Source organism: Dickeya fangzhongdai, from assembly GCF_002812485.1.
Classification (GTDB): domain Bacteria; phylum Pseudomonadota; class Gammaproteobacteria; order Enterobacterales; family Enterobacteriaceae; genus Dickeya; species Dickeya fangzhongdai.
The window spans coordinates 4,388,482-4,406,492 of sequence record NZ_CP025003.1 but is presented as its reverse complement, the minus strand read 5'-3'; the positions used below and the strand labels follow the sequence as shown (position 1 = coordinate 4,406,492).

19 protein-coding genes are annotated in these 18,011 nt (G+C 59.2%); 13 read left to right on the top strand and 6 right to left on the bottom strand.

Annotated features, from left to right (window positions below):
- Window positions 1–26 precede the first annotated feature (26 nt).
- Window positions 27–548, top strand: coding sequence for a DUF2778 domain-containing protein (locus tag CVE23_RS19715; protein ID WP_308420898.1), 522 nt, complete (start codon window positions 27–29; stop codon window positions 546–548).
- Window positions 549–625: 77 nt separating this feature from the next.
- Entirely contained in the window at window positions 626–772 is a 147-nt protein-coding gene (locus tag CVE23_RS22925; RefSeq protein WP_167389557.1) for a hypothetical protein, read from the top strand.
- Window positions 773–993: 221 nt separating this feature from the next.
- Here CVE23_RS22925 and CVE23_RS19705 read toward each other — a convergent pair whose 3' ends face one another.
- Together CVE23_RS19705 and CVE23_RS23180 are read right to left on the bottom strand one after the other, a co-directional pair.
- Window positions 994–1,389 carry a hypothetical protein gene (locus CVE23_RS19705; RefSeq protein WP_100850205.1) on the bottom strand — a complete coding sequence of 132 codons (396 nt, stop codon included), beginning with the start codon at window positions 1,387–1,389 and terminating at the stop codon, window positions 994–996.
- A 240-nt stretch (window positions 1,390–1,629) separates the two neighbouring features.
- Window positions 1,630–1,752, bottom strand: a complete 123-nt coding sequence (locus tag CVE23_RS23180; RefSeq protein WP_259503095.1) for a hypothetical protein — start codon at window positions 1,750–1,752, stop codon at window positions 1,630–1,632.
- Window positions 1,753–1,872: 120 nt separating this feature from the next.
- Between CVE23_RS23180 and nifU the strand changes: the two genes are divergently transcribed.
- Genes nifU through nifM form a run of 6 tightly spaced genes read left to right on the top strand, consistent with a single transcriptional unit; the run spans window position 1,873 to window position 6,630 of the window.
- On the top strand, window positions 1,873–2,700 hold the full coding sequence (gene nifU, locus CVE23_RS19700; protein WP_100850204.1) for a Fe-S cluster assembly protein NifU: 828 nt from the start codon (window positions 1,873–1,875) through the stop codon (window positions 2,698–2,700).
- Between the two features lie 32 nt (window positions 2,701–2,732).
- Complete coding sequence (nifS, locus tag CVE23_RS19695; RefSeq protein WP_049842640.1) at window positions 2,733–3,977, top strand: cysteine desulfurase NifS; 1,245 nt, start codon at window positions 2,733–2,735, stop codon at window positions 3,975–3,977.
- A 12-nt stretch (window positions 3,978–3,989) separates the two neighbouring features.
- On the top strand, window positions 3,990–5,138 hold the full coding sequence (gene nifV, locus CVE23_RS19690; RefSeq protein ID WP_100850203.1) for a homocitrate synthase: 1,149 nt from the start codon (window positions 3,990–3,992) through the stop codon (window positions 5,136–5,138).
- A 4-nt stretch (window positions 5,139–5,142) separates the two neighbouring features.
- Entirely contained in the window at window positions 5,143–5,412 is a 270-nt protein-coding gene (locus CVE23_RS19685) for a nitrogenase-stabilizing/protective protein NifW (RefSeq protein ID WP_049854738.1), read from the top strand.
- Window positions 5,396–5,839 carry a nitrogen fixation protein NifZ gene (locus CVE23_RS19680; RefSeq protein ID WP_100850202.1) on the top strand — a complete coding sequence of 148 codons (444 nt, stop codon included), beginning with the start codon at window positions 5,396–5,398 and terminating at the stop codon, window positions 5,837–5,839. Before CVE23_RS19685 ends, CVE23_RS19680 begins: the two co-directional genes overlap by 17 nt.
- Window positions 5,836–6,630: a nitrogen fixation protein NifM gene (nifM, locus tag CVE23_RS19675; protein WP_100850201.1), complete on the top strand. Its 795-nt coding sequence runs from the start codon at window positions 5,836–5,838 to the stop codon at window positions 6,628–6,630. Before CVE23_RS19680 ends, nifM begins: the two co-directional genes overlap by 4 nt.
- Here the strand turns inward: nifM and CVE23_RS19670 are convergent.
- The 3 genes from CVE23_RS19670 to CVE23_RS19660 all read right to left on the bottom strand — a co-directional run bounded on the left by CVE23_RS19670 (window position 6,551) and on the right by CVE23_RS19660 (window position 9,278).
- Window positions 6,551–7,093 carry a methylated-DNA--[protein]-cysteine S-methyltransferase gene (locus tag CVE23_RS19670; RefSeq protein ID WP_100850502.1) on the bottom strand — a complete coding sequence of 181 codons (543 nt, stop codon included), beginning with the start codon at window positions 7,091–7,093 and terminating at the stop codon, window positions 6,551–6,553. The two genes, nifM and CVE23_RS19670, sit on opposite strands and share 80 nt — an antisense overlap.
- A 50-nt stretch (window positions 7,094–7,143) precedes the next feature.
- Window positions 7,144–8,508 (bottom strand): DNA-3-methyladenine glycosylase 2 family protein, encoded by a 1,365-nt coding sequence (locus tag CVE23_RS19665; protein ID WP_100850200.1) that lies wholly within the window; start codon window positions 8,506–8,508, stop codon window positions 7,144–7,146.
- Window positions 8,509–8,747: 239 nt separating this feature from the next.
- Complete coding sequence (locus CVE23_RS19660; RefSeq protein WP_038920335.1) at window positions 8,748–9,278, bottom strand: flavodoxin; 531 nt, start codon at window positions 9,276–9,278, stop codon at window positions 8,748–8,750.
- A 414-nt stretch (window positions 9,279–9,692) separates the two neighbouring features.
- On the opposite strand from CVE23_RS19660, the gene nifL reads away from it, so the two are divergent.
- The 5 genes from nifL (at window position 9,693) to CVE23_RS19635 (ending at window position 16,851) form a co-directional block, all read left to right on the top strand.
- Window positions 9,693–11,222 (top strand): nitrogen fixation negative regulator NifL, encoded by a 1,530-nt coding sequence (gene nifL / locus CVE23_RS19655; protein WP_100850199.1) that lies wholly within the window; start codon window positions 9,693–9,695, stop codon window positions 11,220–11,222.
- Window positions 11,219–12,790, top strand: a complete 1,572-nt coding sequence (gene nifA, locus CVE23_RS19650; protein WP_049842638.1) for a nif-specific transcriptional activator NifA — start codon at window positions 11,219–11,221, stop codon at window positions 12,788–12,790. The genes nifL and nifA overlap by 4 nt, the downstream gene beginning before the upstream one ends.
- Window positions 12,791–12,966: 176 nt before the next feature.
- Window positions 12,967–14,364: a nitrogenase cofactor biosynthesis protein NifB gene (gene nifB / locus CVE23_RS19645; protein ID WP_038920333.1), complete on the top strand. Its 1,398-nt coding sequence runs from the start codon at window positions 12,967–12,969 to the stop codon at window positions 14,362–14,364.
- The gene (locus tag CVE23_RS19640) at window positions 14,364–14,876 is read left to right on the top strand and encodes a nitrogen fixation protein NifQ (RefSeq protein ID WP_038920332.1); all 513 of its coding nucleotides are present in this window, start codon (window positions 14,364–14,366) and stop codon (window positions 14,874–14,876) included. Before nifB ends, CVE23_RS19640 begins: the two co-directional genes overlap by 1 nt.
- 304 nt (window positions 14,877–15,180) lie before the next feature.
- Window positions 15,181–16,851 carry a methyl-accepting chemotaxis protein gene (locus tag CVE23_RS19635; RefSeq protein ID WP_049854730.1) on the top strand — a complete coding sequence of 557 codons (1,671 nt, stop codon included), beginning with the start codon at window positions 15,181–15,183 and terminating at the stop codon, window positions 16,849–16,851.
- A 205-nt stretch (window positions 16,852–17,056) separates the two neighbouring features.
- Here CVE23_RS19635 and CVE23_RS19630 read toward each other — a convergent pair whose 3' ends face one another.
- Entirely contained in the window at window positions 17,057–17,953 is an 897-nt protein-coding gene (locus CVE23_RS19630) for a LysR family transcriptional regulator (RefSeq protein WP_042861216.1), read from the bottom strand.
- Window positions 17,954–18,011: the final 58 nt, after the last annotated feature.

The window sequence follows — 18,011 nt, the reverse complement described above, 5'->3', positions numbered from 1 at the left end:
AAAGGATTATAGGCATGCAGATATGTATGATGGATTATGAGAATCTGTCTCGTGATGGGAAGACACTCAAGTTAAAATGCTATGGTATCGGTGTTTTTGATGTTTTTTCTGGTGTCGATGGTTATATTAATGATCCTAATTGCTCTTTTGTAGAAAAAGCAGCCATTCCACCCGGAACATATTGGATAGTAGATCGCCCTAAAGGAAGTATACTAAATCAGCTTCGTGCTGAGGCTATTGACATGGCTCATCTATACAAAAATCATCATTCGGAATGGTTTGGTTTATATAATTCGAAGACCATGAGTGATCATGTTTATGTTAATGGTATTCGAAGGGGGAGTTTTAGGCTACACCCGCGTAATACTGATGGGACCGGCGTTTCATGGGGATGTATTACCTTTTATAATGCATCTGATTTTCAGAACTTGCGGCGATCTCTTTTAGGGGGGATTAAGGTTGCAGTACCGGGTGGTAAAGGTTTGGAAGCCTATGGTAGGATCGACGTGATAGGCAAACCTGATTTCAGCAAATGTGACATAAGATGAAAAAATTTATTTTTTTTATCATTTTATTCTTCTTAATCGTGTCGATGCTTCCTGAGCATACGTTAAATGATTTTGTTATGAATCACCTGACCATCAGCGGTGACGGCGAAGAAGCAATTGATGATTTCTATTTTTCAGTGCTGATAATCAAGGTGCTGATATCATCCGTTCTGTCTTTTACCGTGACCTATCTGACTGGAATGTTTTTAAAAAAGAAAAAATAGCTTTTCCTGTTACATTTTGCAGGGGTACCTGATGGTGATCGTACCATCTAATATTAATATGGTACGGTTGCCTGAATCAACAGTGCAGCCAAAGTTACGTCATTATTCTTGCCGTTTAATATCCTCTTTGAAGAAACTGAACCGTGATATTCGTCGCGGTCAGATTGTTATGACAGTCTATTTATAACAGCGTGATTACCTTTATTGTTCTTCTAATATTTCTAATCAGATACTCTACCTTTTTCTCTGAAGACAGGCTTGTCACCATTATCCGCTGCTTTATAAATATCCAGAAACCATATGCTGTCATCATAATTATCTACTTCTGGTGAGGGGGTGAGTGTATAAGTATATGATCCGTTTTTGAATATATATCCCCTGAAGTTTTTTGATGGTTCAATATTTAATGTCTTTCCTTTTATATTTAGCTCGCTTTTGTTTTTTTTGTTAATTGAATGATATGTTATATCACTGCACTCGATCTCATGCTGAGAGCAATTACCATAGGATAGATAAATATCATATGTTTTTCCTTCAAAAAATGGGAGGGTTTTTTCTTTAGAAAATGCATTGAAGGAAATAATGACTGCGATTATAGATATAATTATTTTTTTCATGGTCTTATATAAATACCTTCGTGATATATATTTAGTTAACTTATTCTAATCCCAATAGGCATAATTGTCACAGCCAGTTTGAACGCGACAGAGCGCGGAAACCGGAGCATACACAAAGTACGTGAGAGTTTCGAGTGTAGCCTAGGCCCAAAATGGCAAGGAAAATAGCCCTGATGATTAAAATGGTTAAATAATTTTTCAATTCGATTATACATTAGCAGGGAATCTATTTCCCTGCTGTCAGCCTTCCGTGCCGGAAGGATTGCCTTTGATTAGTGTCACCTCTCTGACAAAACCGACATAAACCGCGACATTGGTCGCGGTTTTGTTATCGGCTATCGCCGCTATCTCGTTGATCTGCATTTGTTTCTGTGACTGGCATCACATTTGCTCTGACTCTGTTTACTCAGACCATGCAACGCGGGTGAGCGCCGGGCGGCTGGGTGCCCGGCGTTTTCACCCATTCAGTAGGGAGCAGAGCAGATGTGGAACTATTCCGAGAAAGTGAAAGACCATTTTTTTAATCCCCGCAACGCACGGGTGGTGGCGGAGGCCAACGCCGTGGGCGATGTCGGTTCGCTCAGCTGCGGCGATGCCCTGCGGCTGATGCTGCGCGTCGATCCGGACAGCGAAACCATCCTTGACGCCGGCTTTCAGACTTTCGGCTGCGGCAGCGCCATTGCGTCGTCTTCGGCGCTGACGGAGCTGATCATCGGCCGCACCCTGCGGGAAGCGGAACAGGTAACCAACCAGCAGATCGCCGACTATCTCGACGGCCTGCCGCCGGAAAAAATGCATTGCTCGGTGATGGGACAGGAAGCGCTGCGGGTGGCGATCGCCAACTACCGTGGCGAAACGCTGGAGGACGATCACGAGGAAGGGGCGCTGATCTGTAAGTGCTTTGCGGTGGATGAAGGGCAGATCCGCCGTGCGGTGGTGGCCAACGGCCTGACGACGCTGCAGGACGTGATCAACTACACCAAAGCGGGCGGCGGTTGCAGCGCCTGTCATGAAAAGATCGAACTGGCGCTGGCGCAGATCCTGAGCGAGCACGAGGCGACGCCGGCGGCGGCGACGATCGTAGTGAAGGATGAACGCTGGCAACAGGTGGCGGAGGCGGTGGCGGAGCTGCGGCCGCACATTCAGGCCGACGGCGGCGATATGTCGCTGGTGAATGTCAGCGAGCGTCAGGTCACGGTCAGCCTGTCCGGCAGTTGCAGCGGTTGCATGATGACCGACATGACGCTGGCCTGGCTGCAACAGAAGCTGGTGGAACGCACCGGGCAGTATATGGACGTGGTGGCGGCATAACCGTCAGGCAGACAGGCATGAGGAAAACAACCATGAACAACGTTTATCCGGACAAAAAAAGCGCTCCAGACAAAAAAATCTATCTGGACAACAACGCCACCACCCGGCTTGACCCGATGGTGCTGGAAGCGATGCTGCCGTTTCTGACTGAACACTACGGCAACCCGTCGTCGATTCACGATTTCGGCACGCCGTGCCGCGGCGCGCTGGAACGGGCGCGCCAGCAGGTCGCCAGCCTGCTGGGGGCGCGCTATGACAGCGAGATCCTGTTTACCTCCTGCGCCACCGAAGCCACCTCCACCGCGATTCATTCCGCGGTGAATCTGGCGCCGGAACGGCGCGAAATCATCACCACCGCGGTGGAGCATCCGGCCACGCTGGAGGTGTGCGAGCACCTGGCGCGGCAGGGCTATACCATCCATCGGCTGGCGGTGTCGCCGCAGGGCGAGCTGGATCTGGCGGCATACCGCCGCTTGCTGAGCGATCGCGTCGCGCTGGTCAGCGTGATGTGGGCCAACAATGAAACCGGGGTGCTGTTCCCGGTGCCGGAGATGGCGGCGCTGGCGCATGAGCACGGCGTATTGTTCCACTGCGACGCGGTGCAGGCGGTGGGCAAGATTCCGATCGTGCTCTCCGCCACCGATATCGACATGCTCTCGTGCTCGGCGCACAAGATCCACGGCCCGAAAGGGGTTGGTTGTCTGTATCTGCGTCGCAACACCCGCTTTCGTCCGCTGCTGCGCGGCGGGCATCAGGAACGCGGCCGTCGCGCCGGTACGGAAAATATCGCCGGTATTGTCGGCATGGGCAGCGCCTGCGAACTGGCGGAGGTGCATTTGCCGATGATGACGGCGGCCGTGGCGCCGCTGCGCGACACCTTGCAGCACGAACTGGCTCGCCGCATTCCCAGCGTGATGGTGATGGGCGACGGGCAGCCGCGCACCCCCAATACCCTCAATATGGCGTTCGAATTCATCGAAGGGGAAGCGATCCTGTTGCTGATGAACCATGTCGGCATCGCTGCGTCCAGCGGCAGCGCCTGCACCTCCGGCTCGCTGGAGCCGTCGCATGTGATGCGGGCGATGGACATTCCCTATACCGCCGCCCACGGCAGCATTCGTTTCTCGCTGTCGCGCTATACCCGCGAAAAAGAGATCGACTATGTGATTGAACAACTGCCGCCGATTATTGCCCGGCTGAGAACGCTGTCGCCTTACTGGCAGCAGGACAAACCGGCGGCGCTGGCCGGGACGGCGTTCGCGCCGACCTACGGTTAAGGAGCGCCGACGATGGAGCAGGTGATCATCAACGACACCACGCTGCGCGACGGCGAGCAGAGCCCCGGTGTGGCATTTCGCGCCAGCGAAAAGCTGGCGATTGCCGAAGCGCTGGCGGAGGCGGGCGTGCCGGCGCTGGAGGTCGGTACGCCGGCGATGGGGCTGGAAGAGCGCTCACGTATGGCGCTGGTCAGACGGCGGCTGCCGGGCATCGTGATGATGGCCTGGTGCCGGATGAACGAGGACGAAATCCGTCAGAGCGCCGATCTGGGCATGGACTGGGTGGATATTTCGGTGCCGTCGTCCGATCGGCTGCGGCAGCAGAAACTGCGCCAGCCGCTGTCCGTGCTGTTGCCCCGGCTGGCGGCGTTGATTGCGCTGGCGCGTCAGTGCGGGCTGCGGGTGAGCATCGGGTGTGAAGACGCCTCGCGTGCCGGCGACGATGTGTTGCGCCAGCTGGCGCAGACGGCGCAGGCCGCAGGTGCGGAGCGGCTGCGTTTCGCCGATACGCTGGGGGTGCTGGATCCGTTCGCCACCTATGACCGGATTCAGGCGCTGCGCCAGTGCTGGCCCGGCGAGATCGAGATGCACGCCCATAACGATCTGGGGCTGGCGACCGCCAACACGCTGGCGGCGGTACGGGCGGGGGCCACCCACGTCAACACCACGGTGCTGGGGCTGGGCGAACGGGCGGGCAACGCGGCGCTGGAATCAGTGGCGCTGGGGTTGCAGCGCTGCCTCGGGCGCTCAAGCGGCATCCGCTTCGCGCAGTTGCCGTCGTTATGCCATCTGGTGGCGAACGCCGCGCAGCGCACCATTGATGTACAGCAACCGCTGGTGGGAGAGCAGGTGTTCACCCATGAGTCCGGGGTGCATGTGGCGGCGTTGCTGCACGATCGGGAAAGCTATCAGGGCATCGATCCGCATCTGATGGGGCGGGAGTTCCGGCTGGTGCTGGGCAAGCATTCCGGCCGCCAGGCGGTGGGCGGCGTGTTCGCCCGTCTGGGCTACGGGCTGGATGCGCAGCAGGTCGACGCGTTGCTTGATGCGGTGCGGGTGTTCGCGGAAAACGGGAAACGCAACCCGCGGGATACCGAATTGCGCCAGATCTATCAGGATCTGTTTGGCGACGATCGGGCGTTGCGCTGTCAGGGGGGATAAGGCGATGGAGTGGTTCTACCGTTTGCCGGGAGTGCAGGCGTTACAGGGCGCCGACGCTTTTTTTGCCTTTTTTGAGGTGCCGTACGACGCCGATCGGTTGAGCCGATGTCAGGTGCCGGTGCTGCGCGAGTTTCACCGTCGGCTGATGACGGCAGTGCCGCTGCGCAACGCGCTGGACGATGCGCCGAACGCTGACTGGCAGTTAGCGCGGCGGCTGCTGGCGGAGAGCTATCAACACTGGGCGAAGGGAGGCCGCGATGACGCCGAGGTTTGAATGCGGCGATGCCGTGCGGGTAGTGCGCGCGCTGCGCAACGACGGCACGTTCGCCGGGCGGGCGCGCGGCGAACTGTTGGTGCGGCGCGGCAGTGTCGGGTATGTGCGCGAGTGGGGGGTATTCCTGCAGGATCAGATAGTCTATCAGGTGCATTTTCTCGATCGGGATCGGGTCGTCGGCTGCCGCGAGTCAGAGTTGATCGACGCGGATCAGCCCTGGCTGGCGGGTGATTTTCAGTACGGCGATCGGGTGTGCAGCATGCAGCCGCTGGCGATCAATGGCGACATCGTCGTGGCGATGGGCCAGCAAGGCGAGGTGCTGGCGACGGCGCAGGGCGAACGGGGAGACAGCTGTATCGTACTGTTCGGCGAGCGGCAGTTTCAGGTGCCGATATCGGCGTTGCATAGCCTGGAGGTGGACGAATGACGCCACCGGCCTGGCAGCGCTTCAGTCGCCTGCGGCTGGCGCAGACCCGGTGGGATTGTCTGCCGGAGCAACTGCCTGAGCCGGATCGGCCGCGCTTTGAGCGCCAGTTGCAGCGCCAGTTGGCGCTGGAGCACGCGGTGGTGACGGCGGCTCGTCGGCAATCGCTGGCGGCGACAGGCGCGCAGTTGCAGCAGGTGGCGCAGCAACTGGCGGAGGAACTGACCCGCACCGGCTTTTCCGCCGACGAGCAACAGGCTATCGTGTTGCACCACGCCTTGATGGAACTGCAACTGGCGAGCGTTGGCGCGCAGGCCGGCGAGCCGGAACAGGCCGAGATTCGGCGCTGGTATCGACAACACGCCGGGCGTTTTTGTCGCCCGGAGCAGCGGCTGACCCGCCACCTGTTGTTGACCGTCGACGATAATCGCCCGGCAGTCGGGCAGCAGATGGCCGAGCTGTTGCGTCAGCTGCGCGCCGACCCGGAGCGTTTCGAATCGCTGGCGCGGCGGCATTCTCACTGCCCAACCGCGCTGGACGGCGGGCTGATGGGCTGGGTCAGCCGGGGTTTGCTGTTTCCGGCGCTGGACCGCTGCCTGTTTGCGTTGACGGCGGGGGCGCTGAGCGAGCCGGTGGAAACCGAACTGGGCCTGCATCTGCTGCGCTGCGAGGCGATTCGCCCGGCCGCGCCGCTGCCGGAGGCGGAGGCGCTGGCTAAAGCGGCCGATTACCTGCGGGCGCAGCGTCAGCGTCAGCACCAGCGCCAATGGTTGCAGACATTGTTGCCGTGCTGACGGCATAACGCCGCTCGTGCTCCAGCAGCCACTGCTTGGTCGCCAGCCCGCCTGCGTAACCGGTCAGCGCGCCGGAGGTGGCGATCACCCGGTGGCAGGGCACGATGATGGAAATCTGGTTTTTGGACGACGCCATGCCTACCGCCCGCGACCCGTTGGGATTGCCGACGGCGGCGGCGATTTGCTGGTAAGTACGGGTAACGCCGTAGCCGATGTCCAGCAGCCGGGCGTAGACCTGCCGGCGGAACGGCGTGGCGTCCTGATGCAGCGGCAGGTCGAAGGTGGTGCGCTGACCGGCGAAATACGCCTGCAACTGCTGGCAGCAGGCTTGCGTGACGGCGTCCGGCCGGGTGGGTTTTTGCTCATTGCTGAATAGCACGCTGGTCACGCAGCCGTCTGCCGCGGTGACGTCGGCGTAGCGCCAGGGAAAGCTGTCTGGGCAGTCCAGTTGTTGCGTCGCCATTTTCACACGATTTTCCTCCACAGGATGTTTTTTCACCACATGTTGCATGTTTACAGCGTGTTCCACAGATGAAGGGTCAGGTAGCTCTTCCACGGCGCCGCGCGCTGCGGGTCGATCTCTCCCAACTGACGCAAGGCGTTGCGGATACCCAGATCGCCGCCCAGCCAGATATCGGGATCGTTGAGCGATCGCAGTTTCAGATAATCGAGCGTCCAGCGACCGATGCCTTTCACCTCGGTGAGTCGATCGATGTCGCTGATGTCGTGGCGGCAGAACCAGTCAGCGACATTCACCAGCGTGGTTTTTTTCGACCGCATGCTGCGCAGTGGCTCAACAATTTCCGGGGTGATGCGGTCCGGCGTTGGGAAGTAACGCTGGCCGTCTTCCTCGATGGCGCAGAGCGACACCAGTTGGTTTAGCAGCGTGGTCGCGGCACCGACGCTCACCTGTTGACCGCAAACGGCGCGGATGGCGGCTTCAAACGGCGAGAACACGCCGGGAATGCGGATGCCGGAGGCGATCGGCAATGTCGGATAAGCCTGACGCAACTGATCCTCGATCGCGTCGATATTGACGTTAAGATCGAACATGTTGCGGATCCGCTCCAGCACCTGAGACAACAGCGTCAGGCGGCTTAGCGCGATCGTCACGTCAAACCCGCCGGTCGCCGGACGTATCTGAAACGATCCCTTCTCGCCGTTGAGGATAAAGCGGCGGCCGTAAGTCTCGCCGTCGATCCATTCCACGCCGTCGATCAACCGCCGGAACTGAAAAGCCAGAAAATAATCCCAGTGGTAGCGGCCGCCGACCGGGAGGCGCAGCCTGATGTGTTCCGCCTTATCCCGGCTGTCCGGTGGCGACAACATCATCCGTTTGGGCGTGGTTTTCAGGTACTTGTCGATAAGCTGATAAAACCCGCTCAGGCCGTTAAACCCGCACGAGGCGGCGATGTCGGTGATGCTGAGGCTGGAACTCTGGAACAGTTTCTTGGCGAAAAAAATCTTCGCGATGTTCTGGTATTCCTTCACCGAACAGCCGTAATGCTCGCGGAACAGCCGGTTCAGGTAGCGGCTGGAGAGATGGTGGGCCGCGGCAATCTGCTCCACCTTCGACAGCAGATGTTCGCCGCTGTCGATGGCGGCGGCGATGCGCACCGGCAGTTGTTGCTTGCGGTCCAGTTCGGCGAAACGCGGCGCGTATTCCGGCTTGCAGCGCAGGCAGGGGCGAAAACCGGCCTGAATCGCCTCGGTGCGGGTGCGGTAGTAAACGACGTTTTTCTCCAGCGGCAACGGCGCCGGGCAGATGGGGCGGCAGAAGATACCGGTGGATTTGACGGCGACGAAAAAGGTGCCGTCAAAACGCGGATCGCGGCTGATTCTCGCCTGTTGCCATGTGGTCAGCACGGTATCGTTCATGTGGTTCTCCCCTGAATTCCGGCCTTCAGTAAACCGCAAAAGCGTTCCCCAATCTTCCGCGTTTCGGAACAGGATAGTGGTCTTGGTGAGGAAATGTGATTTTCGTCAAAAAAAAACGTGACGGATATTTTTTGATTTTAAAAATCAAATAATTAGTGTTTTTGAGCAGGATGTACCCGACCTTTTCTCCGAGGTGCGGGAAAGGCCGGGTGGGTATTGGGCGGGGAACCGAATGCGCGTTACAGGATGGCGGGCTTGATTTGCGCCAGCCAACTGTCGAGGCGCTGTTCCGTCAGGTCGTGCTGGTTGTCCTGATCCAGCACCAGGCCGACAAAGCGGTCTTCCTGCAATGCGGCGGACGTATTGAATTCGTAGCCGTCGCTCGGCCAGTCGCCCACCACGCGCGCGCCCAGATCGGTCATCACGTCGTAGAGCGGTTTCAGCCCGCTGGCGAAATTATCCGGGTAGCCCTGCTGATCCCCCAGCCCGAACAGCGCGACGATTTTGCCTTTCAGGTCGGTGCCGGCCAGCTCATCGGCAAATTCCAGCCAGGACGGATTTTCACAACCGGCGTCGATACCGGGTAGCTGGCCGTCGCCCAGCGTCGGGGTGCCCAGCAGCAGTACCGGGTAGGACAGAAAGGTTTCCAGCGAGGTGCGGTTGATGTTGACCGGCGCGTCCGCCGCCTCGCCCAGTTTCTGATGAATCAGTTTGGCGATCTTGCGGGTTTTGCCGGTATCGGTGCCAAAGAAAATGCCAATGTTCGCCATAGCGTTGCTCCTGATTACGTGATGAAAAAAACAGGTGATGAAAACAAAAACAGCCCTCCGTGAAGGATGCATCAGGCCGTTCATTCATTTGCCATTTGCGAATCCCGTGCCAGTTTTGACTGTGCGCAATATGGATTTTTCTGCACATTGATGGCGCACCGCTGCACTTTTATTGTGCTTTTTTTGTACTGGCGAGCCGGCGGTTTTTCACGGTCAGGGCGCATGGCAACAGGGATGGGCGCTTTTGGGCGGTAAAACAGGATCCGGATCAATGTTTAGTCGGCTTAATCAATAAAAGGTGCAGTGTTTGCATGGTTATTCTCCGTTATTCGCCAGCCGGACGGGGTGTCGCAGCCTGCGACAAATTGTCGACAAGCCGACATCCCCGCCGCCAAACCGTAAGGGAGTCACCCCATGTCCATGCATTTGATGACGGAATCTTTTCCGCTGGGCGAAATCGCCAGCCATTTGTCCCGGCAGCATCCGTCGCTGTTTTCCACCGTGGTGGAACAGTCGTCGGTGGCGATCTCCCTGACTGACCCGCACGCCCATATCGTGTACACCAACCCGGCGTTTTGCCGCCTGACCGGCTACAGCCTGCCGCAATTGCTCGGGCAGAATCACCGCATTCTCGCCAGCCAGCAGACCCCGACCGAGGTGTATCAGACGCTGTGGCAGACGTTGCTGCAAGGGCGCGCCTGGCGCGGTCAGCTGATTAACCGCCGCCGCGACGGCAGCCTGTATCTGGCGGAAATCGACATCACGCCGATTTTCAATTCCCACGGCGAGGTGGAGCACTACCTCGGCATGCATAAAGACATCAGCGCCGGTTATGCGCTGGAGCAGCGGCTGCGCAACCACATGACCATGATCACCGCGGTGCTGAACAATATCCCGGCGGCAGTGGTGGTGGTGGACGAGCAGGATCGGGTGATCATGGATAACCTGGCCTACAAGACGCTGTGCGCCGACTGCGGCGGCCGCGAACTGCTGGCGGTGCTGGATTATCCGGCCAATAAGGCGGCGTTGCAGCAGGGAACGGCGCTGCCGGTCACCATTCGCGGCGCGGTGCGCTGGCTGACGCTCGGCTACTGGGCGCTGCCCGGCGTTAATGAGGAAGCCAGCCGCTATTTCACCGACACCGCGCTGCCGCGCACGCTGATCGTCATCAGCGACTGCACCGAACAGCAGCAGCAACAACAGCAGGGGCGGCTCGATCGTCTCAAACAGCAGATGACCAACGGCAAGCTGCTGGCGGCGATCCGCGAGTCGCTGGATGCGGCGCTGATTCAGCTCAATTGCCCGATCAACATGCTGGCGGCCGCCCGCCGGCTCAACGGCGCGGACCGCAGCAACGTGGCGCTGGAATCCGCCTGGCGCGAAGGCGAAGAGGCGGTGGCGCGGTTGCAGGCCTGCCGCCCGTCGCTGGATTTCGAACCGGCGGCGGACTGGCCGATCGGCGTGCTGGCCGAGGATCTGGCCGCGCTGTATCACACCCGTTTTACCGACGGCGACCAGCTGCGCTGCGAACTGGACACGCCGCAGCTGACCGGGTTCGGGCAGCGCACCCAGATTCTGGCCTGTCTTAGCCTGTGGCTGGACCGTACGCTGGCGCTGGCGGGAGAAATCCGTCCTTTCGCGCTTTCGGTGCATCTGTTCGCCCGTCAGGACGGCGACTGGCTGGCGCTGTATCTGGAAGACAATGTACCGCTGGAGCAGGTGCGCTACGTCAGCACCCAGACCGCGCTCACCACGCCGGGCAAGGGCATGGAACTGCGTTTGATCCAGACGCTGGTGGCGCATCATCAGGGGGCGATAGACCTGACGTCCCATCCGGGCGGCGGCACCTGTCTGGTCCTGCGCTTCCCCCTATCTGCTGCACTCACGGCACACTCGGCTTCACTAACCAGACTCCCCACTTCACTGACAGGAGGCTCAAAATGACACAGGCACCCGATACGGGGAACGTCGTATGGCGTTTTGATTTGTCTCAGCAGTTTACCGCGGTGCAGCGCATTAGCGCGGCGCTGAGCCGGGCCACCGACATCGGGCAGGCGTTACAGGCGGTGTTGCGGGTGCTGCATGATGATGCCTTCATGCAGCACGGCATGATTTGCCTGTATGACCCGCAGCGCGGCGGGCTGAGAGTGGAAGCGCTGTACTGCGAGGATCAGCGGGTCCTGTCCAGCAGCAGCCAGGTGTGTTACCGGCCGGGCGAAGGGCTGGTGGGCACGGTGATGACCCAGCGTCAGCCGCTGACGCTGCCGCGCGTGGCGGACGATCAGCGTTTTCTCGACCGGCTTAATCTGTATGACTACGAGCTGCCGTTTATCGGCGTGCCGTTGTTGGGCATCGAACAACAGCCGATCGGCGTGCTGGCGGCCCAGCCAATGGCGCGCTACGAGGAACGCCTGCCGGCTAGCACCCGTTTTCTGGAAACGGTGGCTAGCCTGATCGTGCAGACGGTGCGGCTGATGCGCGCCCCCCGGCGCGACGGCGAATCACCGTCGGCGGCGAGCCGCCCGGCCGCCTGTAAAACGCCGCGGCCGTTCGGTTTTGACAACATGGTGGGGAAAAGCGCGGCGATGCGCCAGACGATGGAGATCATCCGTCAGGTGTCGCGCTGGGACACCACGGTGCTGGTGCGCGGCGAGAGCGGCACCGGTAAAGAGCTGGTGGCGAACGCCATCCACTACAATTCGCCGCGCGCGGCGGCGCCGTTCGTGAAATTCAACTGCGCGGCGCTGCCGGATAACCTGCTGGAAAGCGAACTGTTCGGCCATGAAAAAGGCGCCTTCACCGGCGCGGTGCGTCAGCGTAAGGGGCGCTTTGAACTGGCGGACGGCGGCACGCTGTTTCTGGATGAAATCGGCGAGAGCAGCGCCTCGTTTCAGGCCAAGCTGCTGCGTATCCTGCAGGAAGGGGAGATGGAGCGGGTGGGCGGCGACGAAACCCTGCGCGTCAATGTGCGGATTATCGCCGCCACCAACCGCCATCTGGAGGAGGAGGTGCGCGCCGGCCATTTCCGCGAAGATCTCTACTACCGGCTGAACGTGATGCCGGTGTCGCTGCCGCCGCTGCGGGAACGGCAGGAGGATATCGTCGAGCTGGCGCAGTTTCTGGTGAAGAAGATCGCCGCGCATCAGGGCCGGGCGCTGCGCATCAGCGACGGCGCCATCCGCCTGCTGATGGGGTACAACTGGCCGGGCAACGTGCGCGAGCTGGAAAATTGTCTGGAGCGGGCGGCGGTGATGACCGACACCGGGTTGATCGACCGCGACGTTATCCTGTTTAACCACCACGACGCGGCGCCGATGATGAACAAACCGACGCCGCCGGCCGCCGCCGAAGAGGGCTGGCTCGATCAGAATCTGGATGAACGCCAGCGGCTGATCGCCGCGCTGGAGAAAACCGGCTGGGTCCAGGCCAAGGCGGCGCGGCTGTTGGGGATGACGCCGCGGCAGGTGGCCTATCGCATCCAGATTATGGACATCAACATGCACCGTCTGTAACCGGACGACGGGATTGTGGCATGTGGCACATTGTCGGCCGAATGCCGCAATTCCGACAAACCGCTTCGGCAGTTTTCCTTATTATCACGTTGTTTTTTCAATAATAAATTTTTTGGCTATACGGTATGGCGCTTGCACTCTCCGGATATGATTCCATCCTTTGATAGGCCATAACCATGACATCCTGCCCTTCCGCATCCGGTTGCCGTTCCGACCAGACCGACCGTTTTACTCCATTGCAAGCCAGCAAAGTGGCGCATCACCCCTGCTACTCGGTGAGCGGGCACCATCACTACGCCCGCATGCATCTGGCGGTGGCGCCCGCCTGTAACCTGCAATGCCATTACTGCAACCGCAAGTACGATTGCAGCAACGAATCCCGCCCCGGCGTGGTGTCCGAACTGCTGACGCCGGAGCAGGCGGTGGCGAAAGCGCATCAGGTGGCGGCGGCTATTCCCCAACTGTCGGTGGTCGGCATCGCCGGGCCGGGCGACCCGCTGGCGAATCTCGCCCGCACCTTTCGCACCCTGACGCTGCTGCGCGAACAGTTGCCGGATCTCAAGCTGTGCCTGTCCACCAACGGCCTGATGCTGCCGGAGGCGGTGGATCGGCTGCTGGATGTCGGCGTCGATCACGTTACGGTGACGGTCAACGCGCTCGATCCGGATATCGCAGCGCGGATCTACGCCTGGCTGTGGCTGGACGGCGATCGCTATACCGGGCGCGAGGCGGGGGCGATCCTGCTGGAACGCCAGCAGGAGGGGATCCGGCGGCTGACGGAAAACGGCGTGCTGGTGAAGATCAACTCGGTGCTGATCCCCGGCATCAACGATCGGCATTTGTTTGAGGTCAGCCAGCAGGCGCGGCGCTGGGGGGCGTTTTTGCACAACATCATGCCGCTGATCGCCCGGCCGGAACACGGCACGGTATTCGGCCTCAACGGTCAGCCGGAACCGGACGCCGAGGCGCTGGCGGCGGCGCGGACGCAGTGCGGCGCGGCGATGCCGCAAATGGCGCACTGCCAGCAGTGCCGGGCCGACGCTATCGGCATGCTGGGCGAAGACCGCAGCCAGCAGTTTCGGCTGTCGTCGCTGCCTGCCGAGCCGCAGCCTTACCTGCCGTTGCTGCGCCAGCGCGCGCAGGTGCACGCCAGTATCGCCTCGCGCGGCGAGTCCGAGGAGCCGGACGCCTGTCTGGTGGCGGTGGCGTCGTCCGGCGGCGAGGTGATCGACTGCCATTTCGGCCATGCCGATCGCTTTCAAATCTACAGCCTGTCGGCCGCGGGGGTGATTCTGGTCAACGAGCGTTTTGCGCCCAAATACTGCCGCGGCGGCGATGACTGCGAACCGACCGACAGCGAGGATCGCATGGCGGCGATGCTGGCGTTGCTGGCGGACGTGGAGGCGGTGTTCTGCGCCCGCATCGGCTACGCGCCGTGGCAGAAGCTGGAACAGCAGGGTATCCAGCCCTGTGTGGAAGGCGCCTGGCAGAATATCGCCGAGGTGCTGGGCCGCTGGTGGCGGCAACGTCAGCAAGCGCAACCCGTCGGGGAACGCGCGCAGGGAGCGGCCTGATGGCCGGGGCGGAGTACTGGCTGCGGCGGCTGCTGGCGTTGCATGACGCCGGCGCGGCCTGCTTCCCCCGGCAAATGGGGTTGGATAACGCCGCCTGGCTGGCGCTGCGACAGCGGCTGAACGGGCCCGCGCCGGGGGAGAACGCCGCGCGGGATCAACGCCAGTCGCTGATGAGCGAACTGCAACAAACCCGGCGGGAAGAACGGGCGCAACTGGCCGACTGGCTGTACGGCTATCTGGCGGCGGACGGCGCGCCGATGCATCAAATCATCGCCAGCGCCTCGCTGGGCTTCAATCACCTGTGGCAGGATCTGGGGCTGGATTCCCGCGCCGAGCTGCGTCTGCTGATGAGCGACTGCTTCCCGGAACTGGTGGCGCTGAACCACCAAAATATGCGCTGGAAAAAATTCTTCTACCGTCAGCGTTGCCTGCATCAGGACGGCGAACTGGTGTGCCGCTCCCCCAGTTGCGACGACTGCTGCGAATGGGCGCTGTGCTTTGCGCCGGAATAATTTCATCCGACGACGCCCTGCAATGAGGCGTAAATGATGCATTTATACTACGACTGGTCCTGCGGATGGTTTCCTGCCGTTTCCACTTTTATTCTCTTTCGTTCCTCCCGCGTTTAAAAATATATTTATTTTAAATATCTTTCTTACTTATCATTTTCGAGCCGCCGGTTAAATAAAAAGGCGGAATGGCCGATATAGCAGGCATCTCTGCTGCGATAAAAGGAGGCGGATAACAATTAATTAAAATGAGAACGAATCAATAGCCATAAAACCAATAATCAATCGCATGTTCGAGAGGTATTAAATGAGTTTTATTTGTAACGTCAGGGTTAAAATTATGATGCTGGCTATCCTGATCATATTTACCTTGTTATGGGGCGGGGTGTCAGTTTTCTCTCTGTATTCACTGAATAGTCTGACCGGCGAGATTGGTCTGACGAATGTGCAGCAAACCAACGGCGATATTATTAATGGCGCCAGCGATAGTTACTACAAAGTTAAATTATCGATGGACGAAGCCGTTATTGCTGGAAATAACAGTGAGCGCGCTCGCACATTGCTCAACGACGCCACCGCGGACGTGGATTTTCTGAAAGGCGGGCTGGCGCAGTTCAAAGTGACCGACCACGCCAATATCAGCAGCAATACCATTGATGATATTTACAATAGTTCCTATCAACTGTTCAGCGAAGCGATTGTGCCGATGCTGGATGCAGCCAAACAGAATAACCACGATGTCTATGACAAACTCGTCAGGGAGAAATACAACCCGCTGCGGGTAAAATTCACCGCCGCCATCAACGAATATAATCAGATTATTAAAAATCTGAAAACAGAAGCGCAGGCCCGCATTTCAGCCTGGGTATACTGGTGTAAGGTTACGCTGATCGTCGCCATGATTGTTGGGTTGTGCGTGGTGATATTAACCGACCGCTATCTCGCTATTCAGATGGGCCGCCCGCTGGAGAGGGTGAAAGCGCATCTGCAAATCCTGTCGAACGGACAACTGGATTCGACAATCGGCGAGATGGGACGCAATGAGATTGGGCAGTTAATTCCGTTTGTTCACACCATGCAGAATAACTGGATAAAGACGGTGACCGATATTCGCCGCAGCGCCAGCGAGATTTATCACGGCAGCAGCGAGATCGCCGCCGGCAACAGTGATCTGTCCTCTCGTACCGAAGAGCAGGCCGCCGCCCTGAGTGAAACCGCCGCCAGCATGGAACAACTGAGCGCGGTGGTGAAACAGAACGCGGATAACGCCCATCAGGCCAGCTCGCTGGCGCGGGATGCGTCAAAAGCGGCCAACAACGGCGGCGACGTGGTGAAAGCGGTAAGCAACAGCATGCAGAACATCACCCACAGTTCGCAGAAAATCGTCGACATCATCAATGTGATCGACAGTATCGCCTTCCAGACCAATATTCTGGCGCTGAATGCGGCGGTGGAAGCGGCGCGCGCCGGAGAAGCCGGTCGCGGGTTCGCAGTGGTGGCGAGCGAGGTCAGAAATCTGGCCCAGCGCAGCGCTCAGGCGGCGAAGGAAATCAAAACCCTGATCGACGAGTCGGTAGACAACGTCAAGAATGGCTACGAGCAGGTGTCGCTGGCCAGCAAATCGATGGAGGATATTCTGAAGTCGGTCACCAATGTGACGGATATCATGGGAGAAATCGCCTCGGCGTCCAGCGAACAGAGCAAGGGGATTTCCCAGGTGGGAACCGCCATCACGCAGATGGACAGCGTGACGCAGCAGAACGCGGCGTTGGTTGAACAGTCTTCGGCAACCTCGTCTTCGCTGGAAGAACAGGCGCATCAACTGAACGAGATTGTCTCGGTATTCAAACTGCCGGGCGTGGCCGACGCAACGGCGGCGCGTCGGGAACTCAAACCGGCCGGGAAGGTAGCCGCGCTGGCGAACCTGAGCCCGGCATCCCGACAGGAGAAGGCCGGCGACGACTGGACGTCGTTCTAATCCCGGCGGCGTCGGCTTCACACGGCGCCTTTGGTACGAATCTTACAGCGGCGGCGACCTGCGGGTTGTCGCCGCTTTTTTGCCTCAGCGACGTGTTAAGCCATTGATGTGTTGAGCCGTAGATGTGCTAAACCATTGATGTGCTAAACCGTAGTAGATGTGCTGTTGTCTGGCGAAAAACCTGAGCCAGCGTGCATGGCGCCGATTACCGGCAATAGCGCCGAAACAGTTTGGCTAATTGGGCGCCCATCGGCGACAGCATGGTGTCCTTACGCTGAATCAGATAGAAGGTGGCTTTGGGCAGCGGCTGGTCCAGTTCCAGCACCCGCAGGCGTTCGCCGAGGATCGGGTCGCGGATGACATCCCGTGACAGGATGCTGACGAAGTCGGTTTTGGCGACCAGACTGACGCTGGACATCAGGGTTTCACAGGTGACGCTGACCCGGGGCGTGACCGGCAGCGTGGCGAACAGGTCAAACAGCTGTTTGTAGTAGCTGCCGCGCGGGGTGGGCATGGTCCACTCGTAGTCCAGTAAATCCTCCAGCGAATGCGCCCGTTGAATCGGGTGGTCACGCCGCACCACCACGCAGTATTCCTTTTCCATCAGTTTTTCGTATAACAGTTCGTTATCATAGGACGAGCCGGAGTAGGTATTGACGGTGAAGTCCAGTTCTCCCTGCCGCAGCTCGTGGATCATCGCCACCAGTTGCCCTTCGGTGATGCGCAGTTTGACCTGCGGATAAAGCCGGTGAAAACGATTGACGATCTCCGGCATCACCGTGTGGGCGATGCTGGCGCCGACCCCGATATTGACCCGTCCGCTGGCCTGCCCAAGCCGCTGCTGGATGTCTTCGCGCGCCACGCGCAACTCTTCCATTATCAGGCTGGCGTGGCGGAAATAGGCTTCGCCGCAGTCGGTCAGCGCCATCCCCTGGCGGTGGCGCAGAAACAGGCGTGCGCCCAGACAGGCTTCCAGCTCCTGAATGGATTTGGTCAGCGCCGGTTGCGACAGATTCAACTGCCGCGACGCGGCCCGAATGCTGCCGTGGCGCGCCACTTCTACGAATGATTGCAACTGATGCAGCTTTACGTTCTGAGTCATCTGGTTCTCTGATCGCCATTCTGGTGATAACTATGATTTATCACGCCAAAGATCCTGA